Annotated in this window: 16 protein-coding genes; 3 read left to right on the forward strand and 13 right to left on the reverse strand. The window is 67.5% G+C overall.

From position 1 onward, the window contains the following. Nucleotides 1–12: 12 nt before the first annotated feature. From IEW34_RS28295 to IEW34_RS28320, 6 genes are all read right to left on the reverse strand, one after another. The gene (locus IEW34_RS28295) at nucleotides 13–837 is read right to left on the reverse strand and encodes an SDR family NAD(P)-dependent oxidoreductase (RefSeq protein WP_188612600.1); all 825 of its coding nucleotides are present in this window, start codon (nucleotides 835–837) and stop codon (nucleotides 13–15) included. Between the two features lie 76 nt (nucleotides 838–913). After that, on the reverse strand, nucleotides 914–2,125 hold the full coding sequence (locus IEW34_RS28300; RefSeq protein ID WP_188612601.1) for an ABC transporter substrate-binding protein: 1,212 nt from the start codon (nucleotides 2,123–2,125) through the stop codon (nucleotides 914–916). Nucleotides 2,126–2,226: 101 nt separating this feature from the next. Beyond that, nucleotides 2,227–3,537 (reverse strand): acyl-CoA dehydrogenase family protein, encoded by a 1,311-nt coding sequence (locus IEW34_RS28305; RefSeq protein ID WP_188612602.1) that lies wholly within the window; start codon nucleotides 3,535–3,537, stop codon nucleotides 2,227–2,229. A 64-nt stretch (nucleotides 3,538–3,601) separates the two neighbouring features. Next, entirely contained in the window at nucleotides 3,602–3,985 is a 384-nt protein-coding gene (locus IEW34_RS28310; RefSeq protein ID WP_188612603.1) for a DUF6285 domain-containing protein, read from the reverse strand. Nucleotides 3,986–3,999: 14 nt separating this feature from the next. Further along, nucleotides 4,000–4,983 carry a phosphotransferase family protein gene (locus IEW34_RS28315; RefSeq protein WP_373288347.1) on the reverse strand — a complete coding sequence of 328 codons (984 nt, stop codon included), beginning with the start codon at nucleotides 4,981–4,983 and terminating at the stop codon, nucleotides 4,000–4,002. 60 nt (nucleotides 4,984–5,043) lie between these two features. After that, nucleotides 5,044–5,919 carry an enoyl-CoA hydratase-related protein gene (locus IEW34_RS28320; RefSeq protein WP_188612604.1) on the reverse strand — a complete coding sequence of 292 codons (876 nt, stop codon included), beginning with the start codon at nucleotides 5,917–5,919 and terminating at the stop codon, nucleotides 5,044–5,046. 791 nt (nucleotides 5,920–6,710) lie between these two features. Here IEW34_RS28320 and IEW34_RS28325 point away from each other — a divergent pair. Together IEW34_RS28325 and IEW34_RS28330 are read left to right on the forward strand one after the other, a co-directional pair. Further along, nucleotides 6,711–6,998 carry a hypothetical protein gene (locus IEW34_RS28325; protein WP_188612605.1) on the forward strand — a complete coding sequence of 96 codons (288 nt, stop codon included), beginning with the start codon at nucleotides 6,711–6,713 and terminating at the stop codon, nucleotides 6,996–6,998. A 334-nt stretch (nucleotides 6,999–7,332) separates the two neighbouring features. Next, complete coding sequence (locus IEW34_RS28330) at nucleotides 7,333–8,664, forward strand: Hint domain-containing protein (RefSeq protein WP_188612606.1); 1,332 nt, start codon at nucleotides 7,333–7,335, stop codon at nucleotides 8,662–8,664. 137 nt (nucleotides 8,665–8,801) lie between these two features. Here the strand turns inward: IEW34_RS28330 and IEW34_RS28335 are convergent, their stop codons facing one another. From IEW34_RS28335 to IEW34_RS28350, 4 genes are all read right to left on the reverse strand, one after another. After that, nucleotides 8,802–9,017: a hypothetical protein gene (locus IEW34_RS28335; protein ID WP_188612607.1), complete on the reverse strand. Its 216-nt coding sequence runs from the start codon at nucleotides 9,015–9,017 to the stop codon at nucleotides 8,802–8,804. 123 nt (nucleotides 9,018–9,140) lie between these two features. Further along, nucleotides 9,141–10,700, reverse strand: coding sequence for an acyl-CoA synthetase (locus IEW34_RS28340; RefSeq protein WP_188612608.1), 1,560 nt, complete (start codon nucleotides 10,698–10,700; stop codon nucleotides 9,141–9,143). A gap of 73 nt (nucleotides 10,701–10,773) precedes the next feature. Next, nucleotides 10,774–11,589 (reverse strand): enoyl-CoA hydratase/isomerase family protein, encoded by an 816-nt coding sequence (locus IEW34_RS28345; RefSeq protein ID WP_188612609.1) that lies wholly within the window; start codon nucleotides 11,587–11,589, stop codon nucleotides 10,774–10,776. Nucleotides 11,590–11,600: 11 nt separating this feature from the next. Then, the gene (locus IEW34_RS28350; protein WP_244642272.1) at nucleotides 11,601–12,824 is read right to left on the reverse strand and encodes an ABC transporter substrate-binding protein; all 1,224 of its coding nucleotides are present in this window, start codon (nucleotides 12,822–12,824) and stop codon (nucleotides 11,601–11,603) included. A gap of 156 nt (nucleotides 12,825–12,980) precedes the next feature. Between IEW34_RS28350 and IEW34_RS28355 the strand changes: the two genes are divergently transcribed. Next, the gene (locus IEW34_RS28355; RefSeq protein ID WP_188612610.1) at nucleotides 12,981–13,670 is read left to right on the forward strand and encodes a TetR/AcrR family transcriptional regulator; all 690 of its coding nucleotides are present in this window, start codon (nucleotides 12,981–12,983) and stop codon (nucleotides 13,668–13,670) included. A gap of 51 nt (nucleotides 13,671–13,721) precedes the next feature. Here IEW34_RS28355 and IEW34_RS28360 read toward each other — a convergent pair whose 3' ends face one another. The 3 genes from IEW34_RS28360 to IEW34_RS28370 all read right to left on the reverse strand — a co-directional run bounded on the left by IEW34_RS28360 (nucleotide 13,722) and on the right by IEW34_RS28370 (nucleotide 17,174). Beyond that, entirely contained in the window at nucleotides 13,722–14,546 is an 825-nt protein-coding gene (locus IEW34_RS28360) for an enoyl-CoA hydratase (RefSeq protein ID WP_188612611.1), read from the reverse strand. A gap of 1,131 nt (nucleotides 14,547–15,677) precedes the next feature. Continuing rightward, the gene (locus tag IEW34_RS28365) at nucleotides 15,678–16,226 is read right to left on the reverse strand and encodes an adenine phosphoribosyltransferase (protein ID WP_188612612.1); all 549 of its coding nucleotides are present in this window, start codon (nucleotides 16,224–16,226) and stop codon (nucleotides 15,678–15,680) included. A 72-nt stretch (nucleotides 16,227–16,298) separates the two neighbouring features. After that, nucleotides 16,299–17,174, reverse strand: coding sequence for an S-methyl-5'-thioadenosine phosphorylase (locus IEW34_RS28370; RefSeq protein WP_188612613.1), 876 nt, complete (start codon nucleotides 17,172–17,174; stop codon nucleotides 16,299–16,301). Between the last annotated feature and the right edge of the window lie 216 nt (nucleotides 17,175–17,390).

Below are 17,390 nucleotides of genomic sequence, written 5' to 3' on the forward strand. Positions count from 1 at the left end.
CGGACCCTCGTGTCAGAGCGCCGCGCCGCCGTCGGCGTCGATGACCTGGCCGGTGATGTAGTCGGATTCGGGCAGGCAGAACAGCAGCAGGGCGCCGGCGGCCTCGTCGGGCCGGCCGGGCCTTCCGAGGGGCATATGGGCGGCGAGGTCATCGAGGATGGCCCGCGTCAGGCCCACGCGGTGCTGCCGGCCCTCCACGGTGATCGCCGTCTCGCCCCTGATCTCCTGCGTCAGCCGCGTGCCGATCAGGCCGAATGCAACGCTGTTGACGTTGACGTTGTAGCGCCCCCACTCCCGCGCCAGGCTCTTGGTGAGTCCCACCACCGCCGCCTTGGCGGCCGAATAGCTGATCTGCTTGTAGGCACCGTGGGTGCCCGACACGGACGAGACGCTGACGAACTTGCGGTGGTGGCGGGCGCCTGCCGCATCGTCCTTGGCCACCTGCTGGCGCAGCACCGGCTCGAACGCCCGGGCGATACGGAACACCGCCTTGAGATGCACGTCCTGCATCGCATCCCACTGCTCGTCGGTGGTGGCGCCGACGCCCGCGTTCCAGATGTAGCCGGCATTGTTGACGACGATGTCGGCGGCGCCGAACCGCGTGAGCGCGGTCTCGAAGAAGCGGGCGGGGAAATCCGCGTCGGTGACGCTGCCGGCGCAGGCGACGGCCTGCCCTCCGGCGGCTTGGATGGCGGCGACGCTCTCGGCCGCGGGCCCCTCGTCCAGGTCATTGACGACGACGGCCGCCCCTTCCGCCGCGAGCTGGCGCACCAGGCTCGCGCCGATGCCCCTGCCGCCGCCGGTGACGAGCGCCACGCGCCCTGTGAGCCGTGCCATGGTGAGGTCCCGTTTGGTTCGCGAGGAAGACAGGCCGGATCGCCCGGCGCAGCGCCGGGCGATCCGGCCGGCATGGTCAGTCGACGAAGTCCCAGCTCTTGCCGTTGAAGCGCTGCAGCTTCATGTACGTAACGACGGCGTAGTTCTCGGGCGTCGTATTGATGCGGCTCTCCGGCAGCAGCAGGCCGACGCGGAAGTTCTTGAGGTTCGCCGCCTGTTTCATGATGCTTTCGCGGGTCAGATCATCTCCCGCCTGGCGGAGAACCTGCTCGATCGTCTGGGCGTAGGCGTAGCCCGCCGGGTTCAAGCTGTCGTTGATGTCGGCGCCGGGCATGTTTTCCTTTGTCCAGGCGAGCCATTCCTTGACATCCTTGTCGTCCGCCCACTTGGGATCGGTGACGTCCTTCATGAATCCGGCCGTCATGACGCCCGTCGACTTGTCGAGGCCAGCCGGCTTCAGCGTGGCGCCGACCGAGGCGGCACCCAGATGCAGATAGGTGGCGGGCTTCCAGTTGAGGTCGGCGATCTTGGAAATCGCTTGGGCGCCCTGCTTGGAATAAGTGAACAAAAACAGGGTGTCGGCGCCCGAATTGTGCAGGATGACCAGCGGACTGTCGACGGTCGGGTCGGCCGCCTGGAAGCTCTGCGTCGACACGATCATCTTGTCGGCCCTGTCGCCGAGCCCGTCGCGCAGGCCGTTGAGCAGATCCTTGCCGAAATCGTCGTTCTGATAGAGCACGGCGATCTTGGCGTTCGGATTGGCACTCAGCACATGCTTGGCATAGAACTTCGCCTCGTCGTGGAGGTTGGGCTGCCACCCCATGGTCCAGGGGAACTTCTTGGGATCATTGAAGGCGGACGAACCCGCCGCGATGAACAGCTGCGGCACCTTCTTGCCGTTGAGATAGGTGCGGATGCTCATGTTGATCGGCGTGCCGAGCACGCCGAAGATGAGCGCCACGTCGTCGCCTTCGACGAGGCTGCGCACGTTCTCCACGGCCTTCGGCGGCTGGTAGCCGTCGTCCTTGCTGATGAAGGTGATCTTGCGGCCGTTGATGCCGCCCTTGGTCTTGTTCAGCCAATCGAAATAGGCCGTCTGGACCTTGCCGAGCTGACCATAGGCCGACGCCGGGCCGCTGTAGGCGATGGTCTGGCCGATCTTGATCTCCTTGTCGGAGGTGCCCGGCCCGTATTTACCCTCCGCCAGCGCCGCCGCTGGCGCCGCCGCCAGAGCAGCGGCGAGCGCCCAGCTCAGCCATTGCGAGCGGGCGCGATCACGCGTTTCCATGGTTGTCCCTCCCCGTTTGTCATGCGGCGGTGACCTTGTGGCACCGCCTTTGCCGTTCATCATGATCGGCATTGACGCGTTGGCGTCAACGCCCCAACGGCCTATTCGGCCGCTGCCCGCTCCAGTTCGGTGAACTCCTTGCGCCGCGGGCCCATGAAACCGAACAGGAAGCCGGCCACCTTGCGCATCTGGATCTCCTCCGAGCCCTCGGTGATGCGGTAGCGGCGATGGTGACGGTAGATGTGCTCGAACGGCTTGTGGCGCGAATAGCCGATGCCGCCATGCACCTGCATGGCCCGGTCAGCGGCTTCGCAGCACAGCCGGTTGCCCCAGTAGTTGCACATGGACACCTTGTCCGAGAGCACCTTCTCCACCTCGGGGTGGGGCATCTGATCCATTTCCCAGGCCGTCTTGCGGATCAACAGGCGCAGCATCTCCGCCTGGGTGGCGAGCTCGACGAGCGGAAACTGGATCGCCTGGTTGACCGCCAGTGCCTCGCCGAACGGCTTGCGCTGGCGGGCGTATTTGACGCTCTCGTTGATGCAGTAGACGGCTGCGCCGAGGGAGCCCGCCGCCTGGCGGATGCGGTTCTCGTGCACGAAGGACTGCGCCAGCGCCAGGCCGAGCTCGGGCGGGCCGAACTGGGCCTCGTCCGGCACCCACACGTCGGTGAAGCTCACCCGCGGATGGTCGGTGGGCATGTTGAAGGTCCACAGGTATTCCTCGACCTTCACGCCGGGCGTCGATGTCGGCACCAGGAAGCAGGAGATGCCGCGGCCGTCGCCGTCATTGCCGCTGGTGCGGGCGAACAGGGCGCAGTGGGTGGCCACGTGCATGCCGGTCGTCCACATCTTCTGGCCGTTGATCAGCCAGCCCGGCTTGCCGTCGCGGCTCTGCCGCACGGCGCGCGTCTCCATATGCGTGGCGTCGGAGCCGTGGTGCGGCTCGGTCAGCCCGAAGGTGATGCGCCGGGTGCGCTCGAGCGTACCGGGAATGAACTCGTCCTTCTGCGCCTGGGTGCCGAAGTCGCGCAGCATGACGATGAAGGGAAAATTGCCGACGACCGAATGCTCGTTCTGGAGGTCGTTGTGCAGGCCGAGCCCCTTCGTGGCGAAATGCTCGCGGATGACGGCCATCCACAGGTTCGAGCCGTCCTTGCCGCCGAACTCCTTGGGCAGGCAGAAGCGCAGATGGCCCGCCTTGTCGGCCCGCCGCTTGGCCTCGGCCAGCAATTCCTCCCACTCGTGGCGCGGCAGGCCCTGATTATCCCAGTCCGTCCGCGCGTGCTCGCGGCGATGGTCGAAGAAGCGGATGTTGTCGTCCTGCTGCTCGAGCGGCTTGATCTCGGCATCGATGAAGCGGTCGAGCTCGGCGAGATAGGCGACGAGTTCCGGCGGCAGATTGAAGTCCATGGCGTCCTCCCGTTCGTTTGCCGGGCGGCGTCCCGGCTGTTGTCGCGCGCACCCAGCGCGTGCGCTAATCTTGCCGGCTTATTTCTTTCGCACGGCGATAGGCCGAGTAGCCCGGCTGGTCGACGGCGAGCTTCTCCAGGCTCGTCGCCCACAGATGCTCGACGAGGCCCGGCGTCGCCGCATCGAGCGCCCGGGCGGCGATCGCATCGGCGAGCTCGCGGTTGAGCTCGTCCGCCGCGCCGCCGCGCCCCAGCAGGCCCTCCAGGCGCGCGCGTTCGGCCTCCTCGGCGGCGGGCGCCAGCTCCAATTCGCGCCGCACGAGATCGACCGCGTTGGCGGCGACGCGCACATGGAAGGCGAGGTGCGCCGGGACTGCGGCCATGATTTCGTCGCGCAGGAAGGCGGCGACGGAGCCTAGGATTTCCGGCGGTGTGGGTTCGTCCTGCATGGTGCAATCTCGTCCTACCAGCGGGGAGCGATCAGGCTCATCAGATCGATTTCGGTTTCCGAAGCGCGCCGCGCGATCATCGCGCGCTCCACCGTGGTGTCGACGCCAGCCCGGAAGGTGGCGGTCATCCCCGTGCAGGAGATGCCCCAACGCAGGGAGCCCAGCGCCTCCCAGAAGCGCACACGCTCGGGATCGACCGATGCGCCGCCGGCGGCCTCGTAGCCGGCGAACAGCTCCTCGCGCGAGCCGAAGCCGCCGGCCGGCTTATCGAGCGCGCCGAAGCGCCACGAGTTCACGCACAGCCAGCCGAGATCCTCCATCGGATCGCCGAGATGGGTGACCTCCCAGTCGAGCACGGCGCGGATGCCGTCCGGCCCGATGATCAGGTTGCCGTTGCGGAAATCGCCATGCACCAGCACCGGCGCGACCTTATCGTCGGGACAGCGGTCGGCGAGCCAGGCGAAGGCCAGCTCGAACACCGGCTTGGCCGCGTTCATCTGGCGGTAGCGGCGCTCGACGTCGGCGAGCTGGGCCCGCGCCGTGCTGGTCCGCAGCGGCGGCAGCGCCGCCGCCGGCACGCGGGCGACGGCCGCGAGCACCTCGCCGCATTGGCGGGCGAGGATGCGGCGCGCCGGCGCGAAAGCCTCGTCGCGCAGGATCTTGCGGGCGATGGTCTCGCCGTCGACCCGCGCGGTCACGAAGCCGCGACCGATGCCGTCGCGCGGCTCCAGGACATGGAGGATCGGCGGCACCGGCACGCCCGCCGCACCTGCGGCCCCGATCACGGCGGCCTCGGTCTCCAGCCCAGCCGCCGTGTCGGCCTGGCGGAAGCCGCCCGGCGCGCGGCGCAGTATGAGGGCTGCCGCCCCGCTGTCGCCGTCCACGGTGAAGGCCCACGTCTCCTGGCTGGCGCCGCCGGAGAGGCGGACCAGGCCGGAGATACGGACGGCTCCCGGCGCCAGGCGCGGCGCGAGCCGGCCGAGCCCGTCTTCGAGCAGGGCCCGATCATCGGCGGGGGTCGGTGAATCGGCGGCCGCGGGCATTGGCTGGGCCATGGCTCAGCCCTTCTCGCCGTCCGACCACCAGGGGTATTGGCTCGGCATGTCCTGGGACACCTTGCCGGGGAACGACGGCGGCCGCTTGTCGAAGAAGGACTGGACGCCCTCGCGCACGTCGGCGTGGCCCCCGCGCTCGACCGAGATGGGGCCGTCGATGGCGAGCAGTCCGAAGGGATCGGGGGCGCCCGCGAAGCGCCACATCAGTTGCCGGGTGAGCGCGACCGAGACGGGTGAGGAGTCCGCCGTCAGCTCGTGGGCGATCGCCTTGGCCCTGGTCAGCAGGTCCGTCGGCGCGACCGCCTCGCTGACCAGACCGGCGGCCACCGCCTCGTCCACGCCGAAGATGCGGCCGGACATGGCCCAGCGCAGCGCCTGCGGAAGCCCGACGATCTTTGGCAGGAACCAGGCGCTGCCGGCCTCCGGCACCAGGCCCCGGCGCGCGAAGATGAACCCGATCTTGGCGCCCTCGGCGACGATCCGCACGTCCATGGGCAGGGTCAGGGTGATGCCGATGCCGACGGCCGGGCCATTGATGGCCGCGATGGACGGCTTGCGGCAGGAGAAGATGGCATCGACGAAGCCGCTGCCCGACCGCGGGCTGCTCGCCGGCAGACGGTTGCCGAACACGCCGGCGCCGTGCTCGCCCGCCGTATTGAAGCTGTCGGCGCCGCCCGACACGTCGGCGCCGGCGCAGAAGGCCCGCCCCGCGCCGGTGACGATGACGGCCCGTACATCGTCGGCCGCGTCGGCCGACCGGAAGGCGTGCTCGATCTCGGAGCCCATCGCGCCGGTATAGGCATTGAGCTTGTCGGGGCGGTTGAGCGTGACGACCATGAGCCCTTGGTCGATTTCGCACGTGATCTGCTGGTAATCCATGAGCGTCGGCCCGCCTCCCGCTGCGACGCGATCCGCGCGCGGACCGCCGTCCTCCCAAGCACCACCGGCGCGGCAAACAGCCACGCCGGCACAATTTTAGAACAGGTTATAGATAAGCGCCGCAGCGTCAAGCAGCGCGCGGGCCGCCGCAGGAGGGCTACAATCGGCGTCGTCCGCTGTAGACCGGCTCTCGCTGGACCGCCCAAGTAGAGGCGAAGCGCGCCTCTTCCGACCTTGATTCGCGCAGGGGCGGCAAATGACTGCCCAATTTCACAACGCAGTGCGATCGGCGGAAGGTGCCGCGGGCGACGTATTGCTCAGCCCACGCATAGTGAGGGCCGGGGAATAGTTGGCCAAATGGTGAAGTGGCAAATGCCGCTTCAGTAGTCGACCTTACTTGAAGTTGGCCTGCCTATGCCGCGGATCACGTTCTTTTGCGTAGTTTACTGAGGGGCGACGCCGTCGGTGTGTCGACTACCCAACATAGTCTGGTCGAAAAATGCCTGACCGGGCGGTTAGTGGCCATTTTTCAGCCCGAGCGGGTCGACCCCAGTCGGCTGGATGCTCGTGCCCGCCCCGGCACGCGGAATAAGGATTCGAGATCAACGGCGCCAGACTCCCGTCTTTGCAGTCAATACGCCGAAGAGCTAGAGCGCGCGCTTTTTTTGCTTGATTACAGGCACGACCCGTGGCTATGTACCGCGTAAGAGGTAGCGGATCTACCTCGGGGGATAAGGGGGTTAGCGGAATTTCGGCGCGGAGCCGCGGCGGCGCTGCATAAGCAGATCGCGATGCTCCTGGTGTGCGAGTCGGCCTTTCGTCGTCATCACAATAGAGGAGGCTTCGGGGGCGGCCTTCTATATTTGTCAGTTCAAACGATTGCGTCGGCGGCGCGCAGCGAGAATTCGCTCGGCGGGCAGGGCCGACTCGCGCCGGCGCTGTTCGACGCCGTCTGCGCGGCGCGCAGTTTCGCTATTGTTGTTCGAAGTATAGGAGCTGCATTCGGCGGCGTCGCGGTCGCCAACGCCAAAGATCGCATCCTGCAAATGCGGAATTGCGTCGGCCGGACCTCGAATTAAACCTCAGTGGATCGCGGAAAGGTGACTGCCCAAGCGAATTGGCTGCTTCTACTGTAGATCTAAGTCGCTTGCTCGGGCATGGCCGGCAACCCAAAAGACTGGCCGCCGCGTTGAGCGAATTCATAGCAAGTGATCAGCGGAATCCGTGTCGCGCCGCCTCTGCCGTGCGCATGGATTCAGGTCGGCGCCCGCGGCTTAACGAAGCCGATCGCACGGGGTGAAGACGTCGAGCTACCCGAGCAGCGCAATGCCCAGCGCGGCTGCCCGGAACATCCATGTCGAGCGAAGCCACCCGGCTTCGTTCGTTGAGCAACGATCATCGGAGAGCGATCAGATGCCGATTTACACGGATCCCACCAGCGGCGTGAGCTATAACGTATCCGATCCCGTCTTGGGTCTGGTCAACGTCACGGTGGTGCGCCCCGGCTTCGCCGATCAGACGTTCAACGCCGTTCCGGCCGGCAACGTCCTGCAAACCGACGGCGGCACGCTGAACATCCTCAGCATCCTGAATTCGCAGTTCTTCGTTCCGCCGACCATCGACGGCACGGTGACGACCGTCATTGCCCTGGCGAGCACGACCAACATCCACGTTGGCGGGTCGGCCGTGATCAGCACCGGCGCCACCGCCCTCAGCAACACGATCATCACCGCTGACGGCGGCGACGTGACCTTCGCGCCGGGTGTCCTGGCCACCGCCCTGTCCGGATCGACCATCAACCTCAACAATGGCGGCAGCTTCACCGGCGGCTTCAACCTGCTGAACCTGATCACCGGCACCACCATCAACTTCCAGAGCGGTGGCGGAACCTTCGTCGCCGACGCCGGCGGTGGGCTGCTCGATATCTCGGGCCTGACGATCAATAGCTTCGACGCGACCACCGACAAGATCCAGTTCAACGATCTCGCGTCGCCGCTCGCCAGCTACGATATCGTGCAGAACGGCGGCAGCCAGACGATCACCGGCTACGACTCCGAAGGCAACGAGATCCTCAGCTTCGCGGTGGCGGGCACGACCTTCGCGACCGGCACGGGGTTCACCGCCGGCACCGGCCCGCTGAACATCACCGACGACGGCAACCTCATCATCGCCGCCTGCTTCCTGGCCGGCACCCATGTCGCCACGCCGGACGGCGCGGTCGCCATCGAAGAGCTGAAGGCCGGTGACCTGGTCATGACCTCGGACGGCGCCGCCAAGCCGGTGCGCTGGCTCGCCAGGCAGACCGTGTCGCGTCGCTTTGCCGACCCGGCCAAGTCCCTGCCGGTCCGCATCCAGGCCGGCGCGCTGGGCGCCAACCTGCCGGAGCGGGACCTCTACGTTTCCCCGGACCATGCCCTGTTGATCGACGGCTGCCTGGTGCAAGCTGGCGCCCTCCTCAACGGCACCACCATCGCGCAGTTCGGCCAGGCGCCTCAGACGTTCGTGTACTACCACGTCGAGTTGGACGATCACTCCCTGGTCATGGTCGAGGGCGTGGCGGCCGAAACCTTCGTCGACAATGTCAGCCGCCGCGCGTTCGACAACTGGCAGGAAGCCCCCGAAGCGCCGGTCGCCGAAATGCTCCTGCCGCGGGCCAAGGCTTGGCGCCAGCTTCCCCAGGCCACACGCGAGCGGCTCGCGGCGCGGACGGTGGCGCTGTCGGCTGGCACCCAGCGGGCTGCCTGAGGCATACGGGCTCGCGATCGCGGGCAGGGCTCTCCGCCCCGCTCGCAGCGGCCAATGAGCACGAATCGTGGCCGGTCGACGGATGCCCGTCGGCCGGCCACGATCGCTTCGGAACGCATATGCGCCGTCGGCGGTGATCAACCGACCGTGCCGGTCGCCGGTCGCCGGGCACCCGCCGCCATGCCACCTCTGCACACCGGAACGTTGTCGAGCTGGTGTAGGAGCTCGACAAGCGCCGGCGGCAGCGGCTGCCCGACCACGTCGGACAACCCCTCGGCAATGGCGCGGCCGAGCATATGGGCGACGACCGCATCGCTGAAGCCGACCGCCGCATTCTGGTCTTCAGATGTCATGGGGCATCAACCGCCGAAGCGGCCTGCCGGTTTCATCTTGGCGGAAAAAAGGCGCTGGCATGGCTACCGATTGGTTAATCGGGCAGCCGCAACCTGCGCAAGACACCGCCGAGGGCCTCACGGTCAGATCGAGCGGCCGACACCCAGCCAGAACGGCTCTCTGAGCTTGCGCTTGAAGATCTTGCCCGTGTCCTCGCGCGGCAGACTGGCCGTGAATTCGATGCGCCGAGGCAGCTTGTAGCTGGCCAGCCGCTGCTTCAGATCGGCCCGGATCGCCTCCGCGTCGAGATCGGCCCCGTCCGTGGGCTGGATGAACGCGCAGACCTGCTCGCCGAACTCCTCGTCGGGAATGCCGAAGACGGCACAGTCGGCGACGCCCGGCACCTTCATCAGCTCCGCCTCGATCTCGGCCGGGTAGATGTTGGTGCCACCGAAGATGATCATGTCGCTGGCGCGGCCGGACAGGTGCAGGAAGCCGTCGGCGTCGAAGTAGCCGACGTCTCCGGTCGCGACCAGCCGGCCGCGGCCCGACCGCTGCCGCTTGCCGTCGTCCCCGTGGTAGGTGAACTCCGGATAGAGATCGCGACCGCAGACGATCTCCCCCGCCTCCCCGGCCTCCAGGACGCGCCCGTCCTCGCCCATGATCACGACCTGACAGCCGTCGAGCCGGCGGCCGACGGTGCCCGGGTGCGCCAGCCATTCCTGGGACGTGCAGAAGGTGACGGCGCCGACCTCCGTCGAACCGTAGTGCTCGGTGATCACCGGGCCCCACCAATCGATCATGCCGCGTTTGACGTGAGGGGCACAGGGAGCCCCCACGTGGGTGGCGAACACGAGGCTCGACAGGTCGTACTTCGCGCGCGTTTGCGCCGGCAGCGCCAGCATGCGCACGAACATCGTCGGGACCGCCAGCGCGTGGGTCACCCGGTTGTCCTGGATCGTGCGCAACACCCCCTCCGGATCGAAGCGCGGCTCGATCACCAGGTTGGCACCCAGATTGTAGAAGGCGAACATCCAGCCGTTGGGGCTGGAGTGATAGGCTGGCCCCGGGATCAGCAGGACGACCTCGTTGATCGGCCGCGTCCACAGGTCGAGGCCGCCGAGCGTCCGCATCATCTGCTGGCTCGCGAGCGCCTGCTCCGGCGTCGGCGGCTGCCGGCGCACGCCCTTGGGTTGGCCCGTCGTGCCCGAGGTATAGATCATCGATCCCGGCGACGTCTCGAACGGCGGCTGGAGCGGCGCCAAGCCCGCGATCCACGCGTCCCAATCGGTCGCGCCGTCCGGCACCCGGGCACTCTCGGCATCCACCTTGTAGGGCCTCATCAGTGCGGGCGCCGTCGCCGCCACCACGACGGCGATGCCGGCCGGGACGACATGGCTGAGCTTGCGATAGAGGTCGGCGTGGATCACCAGCACCTTGGCGCCGGAGTTCTCCAGCACGTAGCGCGCCTCCTCGGGCGTGTTGTGCCAGTTGACCGGCACCACGTAGGCGCCCACGAAACCCGCCCCGACCGAGGCTTCGATGAAGGGGAAGTCGTTGCGCATGCAGACCGCGACGACGTCGCCACGGCCGACGCCGAGCTCGGCATAGCCGCGAGCGGCCCGGCGGGCACGCTCGTCGACCTCGTCCTTGGTCTTGGTGCGATCGCCGATCCTGATCCAGGATCCAGCCTCTGCGCTCATGGCGCCCTCCCTCCTGCGGCCCCGGGCTTGTGATCCGTCACGGAAGCCCGCCGGGCCCGATGTCCGCACGCGCTCAGCGCCCGGTGAACACGGGCTCACGCTTCTCCAGGAAACTGCGCACGCCCTCGCGATGATCCTCGGTATCGAACAGGCGATAGATCACCTCGATGGCCCAGCCGCCGATCTCGCGCGGATCGCCGTAGCTGGTGCGGCGGAGCCCCTCCTTCATATAGCGGAGCGCGAGCGGCGAGTTGCGGGCGATGCGCCCAGCCAGGTCCATCGCCTTCGCCATCAACTCGCCATGGGGCACCACCTCGCTGACGAGGCCGATGCGGGCGGCTTCCGCCGCGTCGATAAGATCGCCCGTGTAGAGCAGTTCCGCCGCTTTCGCGGGGCCGACGATGGCGGGCAGGCGCAGCAGGCCACCCACGTCGCAGATCAGCCCGCGCCGGATGAACAGTTCGGCGAAGCTCGCCTGAACGGAGGCGAGGCGGATGTCGGCATAGAGCGCGAGCTCCATGCCCCAGCCGACCGCCGAGCCGTTGACGGCGGCGATCACCGGCCGGTCGCACTCCAGCGCGGCCAGCGCGGCCGGCGTCGGCGGCCGGCGCACCACCGGCGCCGGCCGCTCGGCCGGCTTCTCGCCGGTCATCATCTCCTTCACGTCCTCGCCGGAGCAGAAGGCTGGATCGGCGCCGGTGACGACGACGCAGCGCACTTCCGGATCGGCGGCCGCGGCGCGGAACGCCGATTCGACCTCGTCGTAGGCACGCCGATTGAGCGCGTTGCGACGCTGCGGCCGGTTCAGGGTGATGAGCGCGATGTGGTCCTTGACCTCGTAGAGCAGGCATTCGAAGGCGGCGGGCGCAATGGCGGGGCGGACGCTCATGGATGCACTCCTCAGTCCAGCGTGACCACTTCGGACGTCACCGGCCCGACCGGATCGAAGCCGGTGCCGTTGAAGCGAAGCAGTTGCATCTGCGTGATGGGGAAATAGTTGGTCGGGCTGGTGTTGACGGTGATGCCGTCGAAGAGGAGACCGAACTTGAGGTCCTTCAGATTGGCCGCCTGCTTCATGATGTTGGCGCGCGAGACATCGTCGCCGCACTGCTCGAGCACCTTCCGCAGCACTTGGGCGGCGAGATAGCCATAGGCATTCTGGCCGTTCGTCTTGTCGCCGTCGGGGTTGTACTTGTCCATAAACGCCAGGTACTCGCGCACGCCAGGATCGTCGGCGTAGCGCGGATCGGCGGGATCCTTGATCGACGTGGCCGTGAGCACGCCGACGGCATTCTCCAGGCCCGCCGGCTTCAAGACGAGCGGGATCGAGGCGGCGGTGGTGTTGACGAAGTGCACCGGCTTCCACCCCAGCTCCGCCAGCTTACGGATGGCCAGGGCGCCGAAGCGGGGCGTGGAGAAGTTCATGAAGATGTCGGCGCCCGACGCCTTGAGCCTGGCGATCTGCGAATCGATGGTCGCTTCCGAGGTGTCGTAGGGCGCCTCGGCGATGATCATCGACCTTTTGTCGCCCAGCGCGTCCTTGAAACCCTGATAGATATCGCGGCCATAGTCATCGTTGGGGAACAGCACGGCGATCTTGCCGCTGGGGTAGTTCGCCATGATGTACTTGGCGTAGATCGCGCTCTCCACCCGGTAGACCGAGGTGGAGAAGCCCATCGTCCATGGATAATGCTTGGGGTCGCCGAATTTGGTGGCGCCGGTGGCGGCTAGCAGCTGCGGCACCTTTTTGGCGTTCATGTATTTCATGATCGCCGCGTTGGGCGGCGTGCCCACCGACTGGAAGATCGCCAGAACCTCGTCCTGCTCCACCAGCTTGCGCGCCTGCTCCACCGCCTTAGGCGGGCTGTAGGCGTCATCGTAGGAGATGAACTGGATCTTGCGGCCGTTGATGCCACCGCTCTCGTTCAACATGCGGAAGTACGCCGCCTGGGTCTTGGCGAAAGCGCTGTAGGAGGACGCAGGCCCGCTGTAAGGTGCCAGATTGCCGATCTTGATGTCGGACTTGACGTCGGGCTTGGCCGCCTCGGCACGCGCCGGCGACCCCACGACCGCAGCCGCGACCACGCCGAGACAGCCGAGCCCGAGAATGTGAACGAGACGCAAACCTTCCTCCCCCGAAAACGCCACGCGCCGCCGATTCCCCGTATTCGCAGGTGGATCGGGTGCCTTATATTTTTATAACGTGATATAGTTTCCGCGGGGCGTCAACCGAGGCATGATGAGAAGGCGCACCTGACGAGGCCGGGCGACGGAGCAGCCATGGAGAGCAAACGCGAGGCGGCGAAGAGCGAGCGACGGCAGCGGATCATCGTCGCTGCCCGCGAGCTGATCCGCGAGACGGGAGATGCGGGCCTGTCGATGCGGGCGCTCGCGGCCCGCGCCGGCGTGAGCCTGGCCACGCCCTACAATCTGTTCGGCTCCAAGCGGGCGGTGCTGCTCGCGGTGCTCGAGGACATCAAGGGCTTCGGCCATCGCTTCGCCAGCTACGGCACCCTCAACCCGCTCGACAAGCTGCTGCGCGCCGCGGAGCTCGCCATCAGCTATTACGAGAAGGATCCGGTCTTCTACCGCGTGCTGTGGACCAGCGTGCTCGCCGCCGCCGGCGCCGAGGAGCGCGACGCCATCTTCAACCCCAAGCGCCAGGCCTTCTGGATCAGGCTGCTGGACGAGGCGTCCGCCGCCGGCCTGCTGATGGAGGGCATCGACACCAACCTGCTGCTACGCAGCCTGGACTACAGCTTCCGCTCGGTGATGCTGCATTGGGTCATCGGCGAGATCGAGGTGGAAAACCTGCAGGCCGCCGCCGGCCTCGGTTACGCGCTGGCGCTGCGGGGCGCCGCCTCGGCCGAAGGCCAGGCGCTGCTGACCGAGCGCGTGTTCGCCTTCCAGCGCGCCCTCAGTGAAGGGACGGCGCCGAAAAAGGGCGCCGTCGCCGAAGAGGTGTCATGAGCCGGGCGGTGCCGGCCGCGACCGGGCAGATCCACCCGATGCGGCTGCGTTCTACCGGCCGGTGAAAGCCGGCGCCCGCTTCTCGAGGAAGTGGGCGACGCCCTCCTTGAAGTCCTCGCTGTCGAAGGAGCGAACCATCTCCTCGTCGGCGACGGCCCAAGCGCCGTCGAGCGACTGGAACAGCCCCTCGTAGACCTGCCGCTTCATCACGCCGATCGAGCGGGGCGAGGAATTGGTCACCAGGTCGCGGGCGATGCCCTGCACGGCGGCGAGGAAATCCTCGTCCGGCAGCACCCGCACCAGCCCCATGCGCTCGAGCTCCGGCGGGGTCGCCGTGCGCGCCGACAGCAGCAGGTCGAGCGCATTGGTGACGCCGACGAGCTTCGGCAGCATCCAGGAGATGCCGTGCTCGGCGATCAAGCCGCGCCGGGCGAAGGCCGTGGTGAGCTTGGCGCTGTCGGCCATGTAGCGGAAGTCGCAGAACATCGACATGCACACACCCATGCCGGCGATGGGGCCGTTGATGGCCGCGATCACCGGCTTGGGCAGGCGCAGCAGGTAGCTGAACCGCCGCTCGAAATTGGCGTCGAAATCGCTGTTGCTGGCGGGCGCCGGCGCCTTGGCGGCACCGTTCTCCGCCGGCCGATCGCCCGCCGTGATGCCGCTGAGCAGGGTCATGTCGGCGCCGGCGCAGAAGCCGCGGCCCGCCCCGGTGATGACGATGGCGCGCACCGCCGCATCATCGGCGGCGTTCTCCACGGCCTGCCGCATCTCCTTTTCCATCGTCCCGGTCCAGGCGTTGAGCTTGTCGGGCCGGTTGAGCGTGATGGTCGCGACGCGGTCGTCGACGGAATAAAGGATGTGCTCGTAGGTCATGGCGCTCTCCCGAGGTCGTTGCGATCAGGCTGTTTGGCCATCACCATAGCCGCCCTCGCCGCGATGAGAAGCGCGCCGGTCGCATCCGGCTCACCGCGGTGGTGCGCGGCTGCGCCAGATGGCGGGTCCGGTCGCGTGCCGGAGCAGATTAGGGCCTCGTCCGGCCTCCCGCACTCAGAGCTGGAACAAGCGGCGAAGGCTGAGCCCCCGCCATACCTGCAGCGAACCCACGCGCCACATGCGGCGCCCAGCGCCGCCGCGGCCGGCAGCCGTCGGGCGGCCAGGAAACAGCCGTTCTCGCCGCGGCAGGAGCTGCGGCTGGTGCCGGCCCACAGCGCCGCGACCACGACTCGAGAGTTGCTACCGGCCGAACACACGCCGGCCCGCAGCAGCATCGGGCACGGGGGCGCCGAACTAGCCGAGCCCCCGCGCGGCTGGCGGCGCCTACCAGCACCCCCAACCGCGACAGCGATAGTAATAGGGGCGTGGAGCCGTCGCCGCGCCGAGGAGAGCGCCGCCCACGACACCTGCGGCAGCGCCGACCGCCACCGCGTTGGCCGTCTGATCGGATTTCTGGCGGTTCTGCTGATAGTTCACACTCTCACAGCGTTCATAGGCGCGTGTTCCCGGCCTCAGCCCGGAAGCAGAACAAGTCATTTGCGCATCGACCATTGAGTCTTGCGGAGACTGACATGCAGCGAGCGAGAGCAGAAGCGCACCTAAGACGAACGGCTTATGCATAAGTTAACCCTTTGGTAACCATTTGACGCTCGGGCGCAATAGGCAGCAATATCGGATGGTGTCAATATTGTGGCACTAAAAAGGGCACCGGCCGAGGTTCGAACCTCAGGCCTTCGAAACACAGGCCCTTCCGCGCAGTTCGGCGCGGGCGCTTCCGTTCCGGCGTCGCTCGAGCTCGCATCCATGACCGCTCCGCATAGAACATATGCACTAAACGCCGCACCGAAACAGGTCGATCAGGTTCGGATTGTCTCCGAATCGCATTTGGCAAAGGTCGCCATCATATGCGCGCGCCACGCCGAAACTTGGGTCGACCCCTCTGGGCGAGGCGCTCGGTCGACACGGTGTACCAGGGTGGCGAGAGTTCTCGTCGCGGCCGAGAGTGCCGCCTCAATGACCGGCGAACGACATCAGCGTGTGCACCGGCGTGCCGAGCGCGCGCAGCTTGTCGGCGCCGCCGAGATCCGGCAGATCGATGACGAAGACCGCCGCCACGACTTCGGCGCCGCACTGCTTGAGCAGCTTGGTGGCGGCGACCGCGGTGCCGCCGGTGGCGATCAGGTCGTCGACCAGCACCACGCGCTCGCCCGCCGTGACCGCATCCTCGTGCATCTCCATCTCGTCTAGGCCGTATTCGAGCGAGTAGGCGATCCGGACCGTGGCGTGGGGCAGCTTGCCCTTCTTGCGGATGGGAATGAAGCCGGCCGAGGCCTGATGGGCGACGGCGCCCCCGAGAATAAAGCCCCGCGCCTCGATGCCGGCCACCTTGTCGATTTTCGACCCAGCCCAGGGCTGGACCAGCTCGTCGACGGCGCGGCGGAAGGCGCGGGGGTTGCCGAGCAGCGTGGTGATATCCCGGAAGATGATGCCGGGCTTGGGGTAGTCCGGAATGGAGCGCACCGTCGCGGCGAGGTCGGTGGCGAGTTGGCTGGCGATCATGACGTCAATCCTGGGCCTCAGGGCTAGAGCGCGCTCCGATCGGCTGAAATCACACGATCGGCGAGAAGGGAGTCAGGCATTGAGGACGCGGCCGGCGACGGCATCGAGCTTGGCGAGGAGCAGTGGGTCACGCGCCTGCGGCGGGGTGATGATCGCCCCGTCGAGCGCCCGGTCGGAGCCGGCGGGGCAGGCCTCATGCTCGGCCGGAAAATCCCGCGCCAGGCGCGCCACCAGGCGCTGCGCCCGGTCGCCGTTCTCGCGCAGCACGCGCACCACGGCGGCGACGTCGACGGCGTCGTGATCCTCGTGCCAACAATCGTAGTCGGTCACCATCGCGACGGAGGCGTAGGTGATCTCGGCCTCGCGCGCGAGTTTGGCCTCCGGCATGTTGGTCATGCCGATGACGTCGGCACCCATCGCCTTGTAGGCTCGCGACTCCGCCAAGGTCGAGAACTGCGGCCCCTCCATGCAGACATAGATGCCGCCCTTGTGGTGGCCGATGTTCTCCGCCGCTGCCGCCTGCGCCAGGCGCTCGGCGAGGCGGGGCCCCACCGGATGGGCGAACGCCACGTGGGCGACGCAGCCGCGACCGAAGAAGGTCGATTCGCGCCGCACGGTGCGGTCGATGAACTGGTCGACGAAGACGAACAGCCCGGGGTAGAGCTCCTCGCGGAAGGAGCCGCAGGCGGACAGCGCGACGAGATCGGTGACGCCGGCCCGTTTCATCACATCGATGTTGGCCCGGTAGTTGATCTCGGACGGCGGCAGCCGGTGGCCCCGATCATGGCGGGCCAGGAACACGATCTCGGTCGCGCCGATGCGGCCACGGCGCGGGATGTCGGACGGTTCGCCCCAGGGGCTCGCGGTCGGCTCCTCGCGCACGTCTTCCAGGCCCGGCAGGTCGTAGATGCCCGAACCGCCGATCACTCCCAGCACCGCCTTGGCCATCTTCGATCCCCGCTCCGTCTCCCAGGCCCCGGCCGGCGCACCCGGCCGGCCGTCGATCGGTCGATTCCGGTTCCGTCTGGGCTGGAGCGCTTGGCGATTGGGTGGCCTCACCCGATCCCTGAGAAGCGCTCTCGTGATCGGCCGTATCCTGAGTGGATGGACGGCCGGGTCAAGCCCGGCCGTGACGCGGGAACGGCGTGAGCCCCTGCGAACAGC

This window comes from Chelatococcus reniformis (assembly GCF_014640075.1).
In the GTDB taxonomy this organism is placed as follows: domain Bacteria; phylum Pseudomonadota; class Alphaproteobacteria; order Rhizobiales; family Beijerinckiaceae; genus Camelimonas; species Camelimonas reniformis.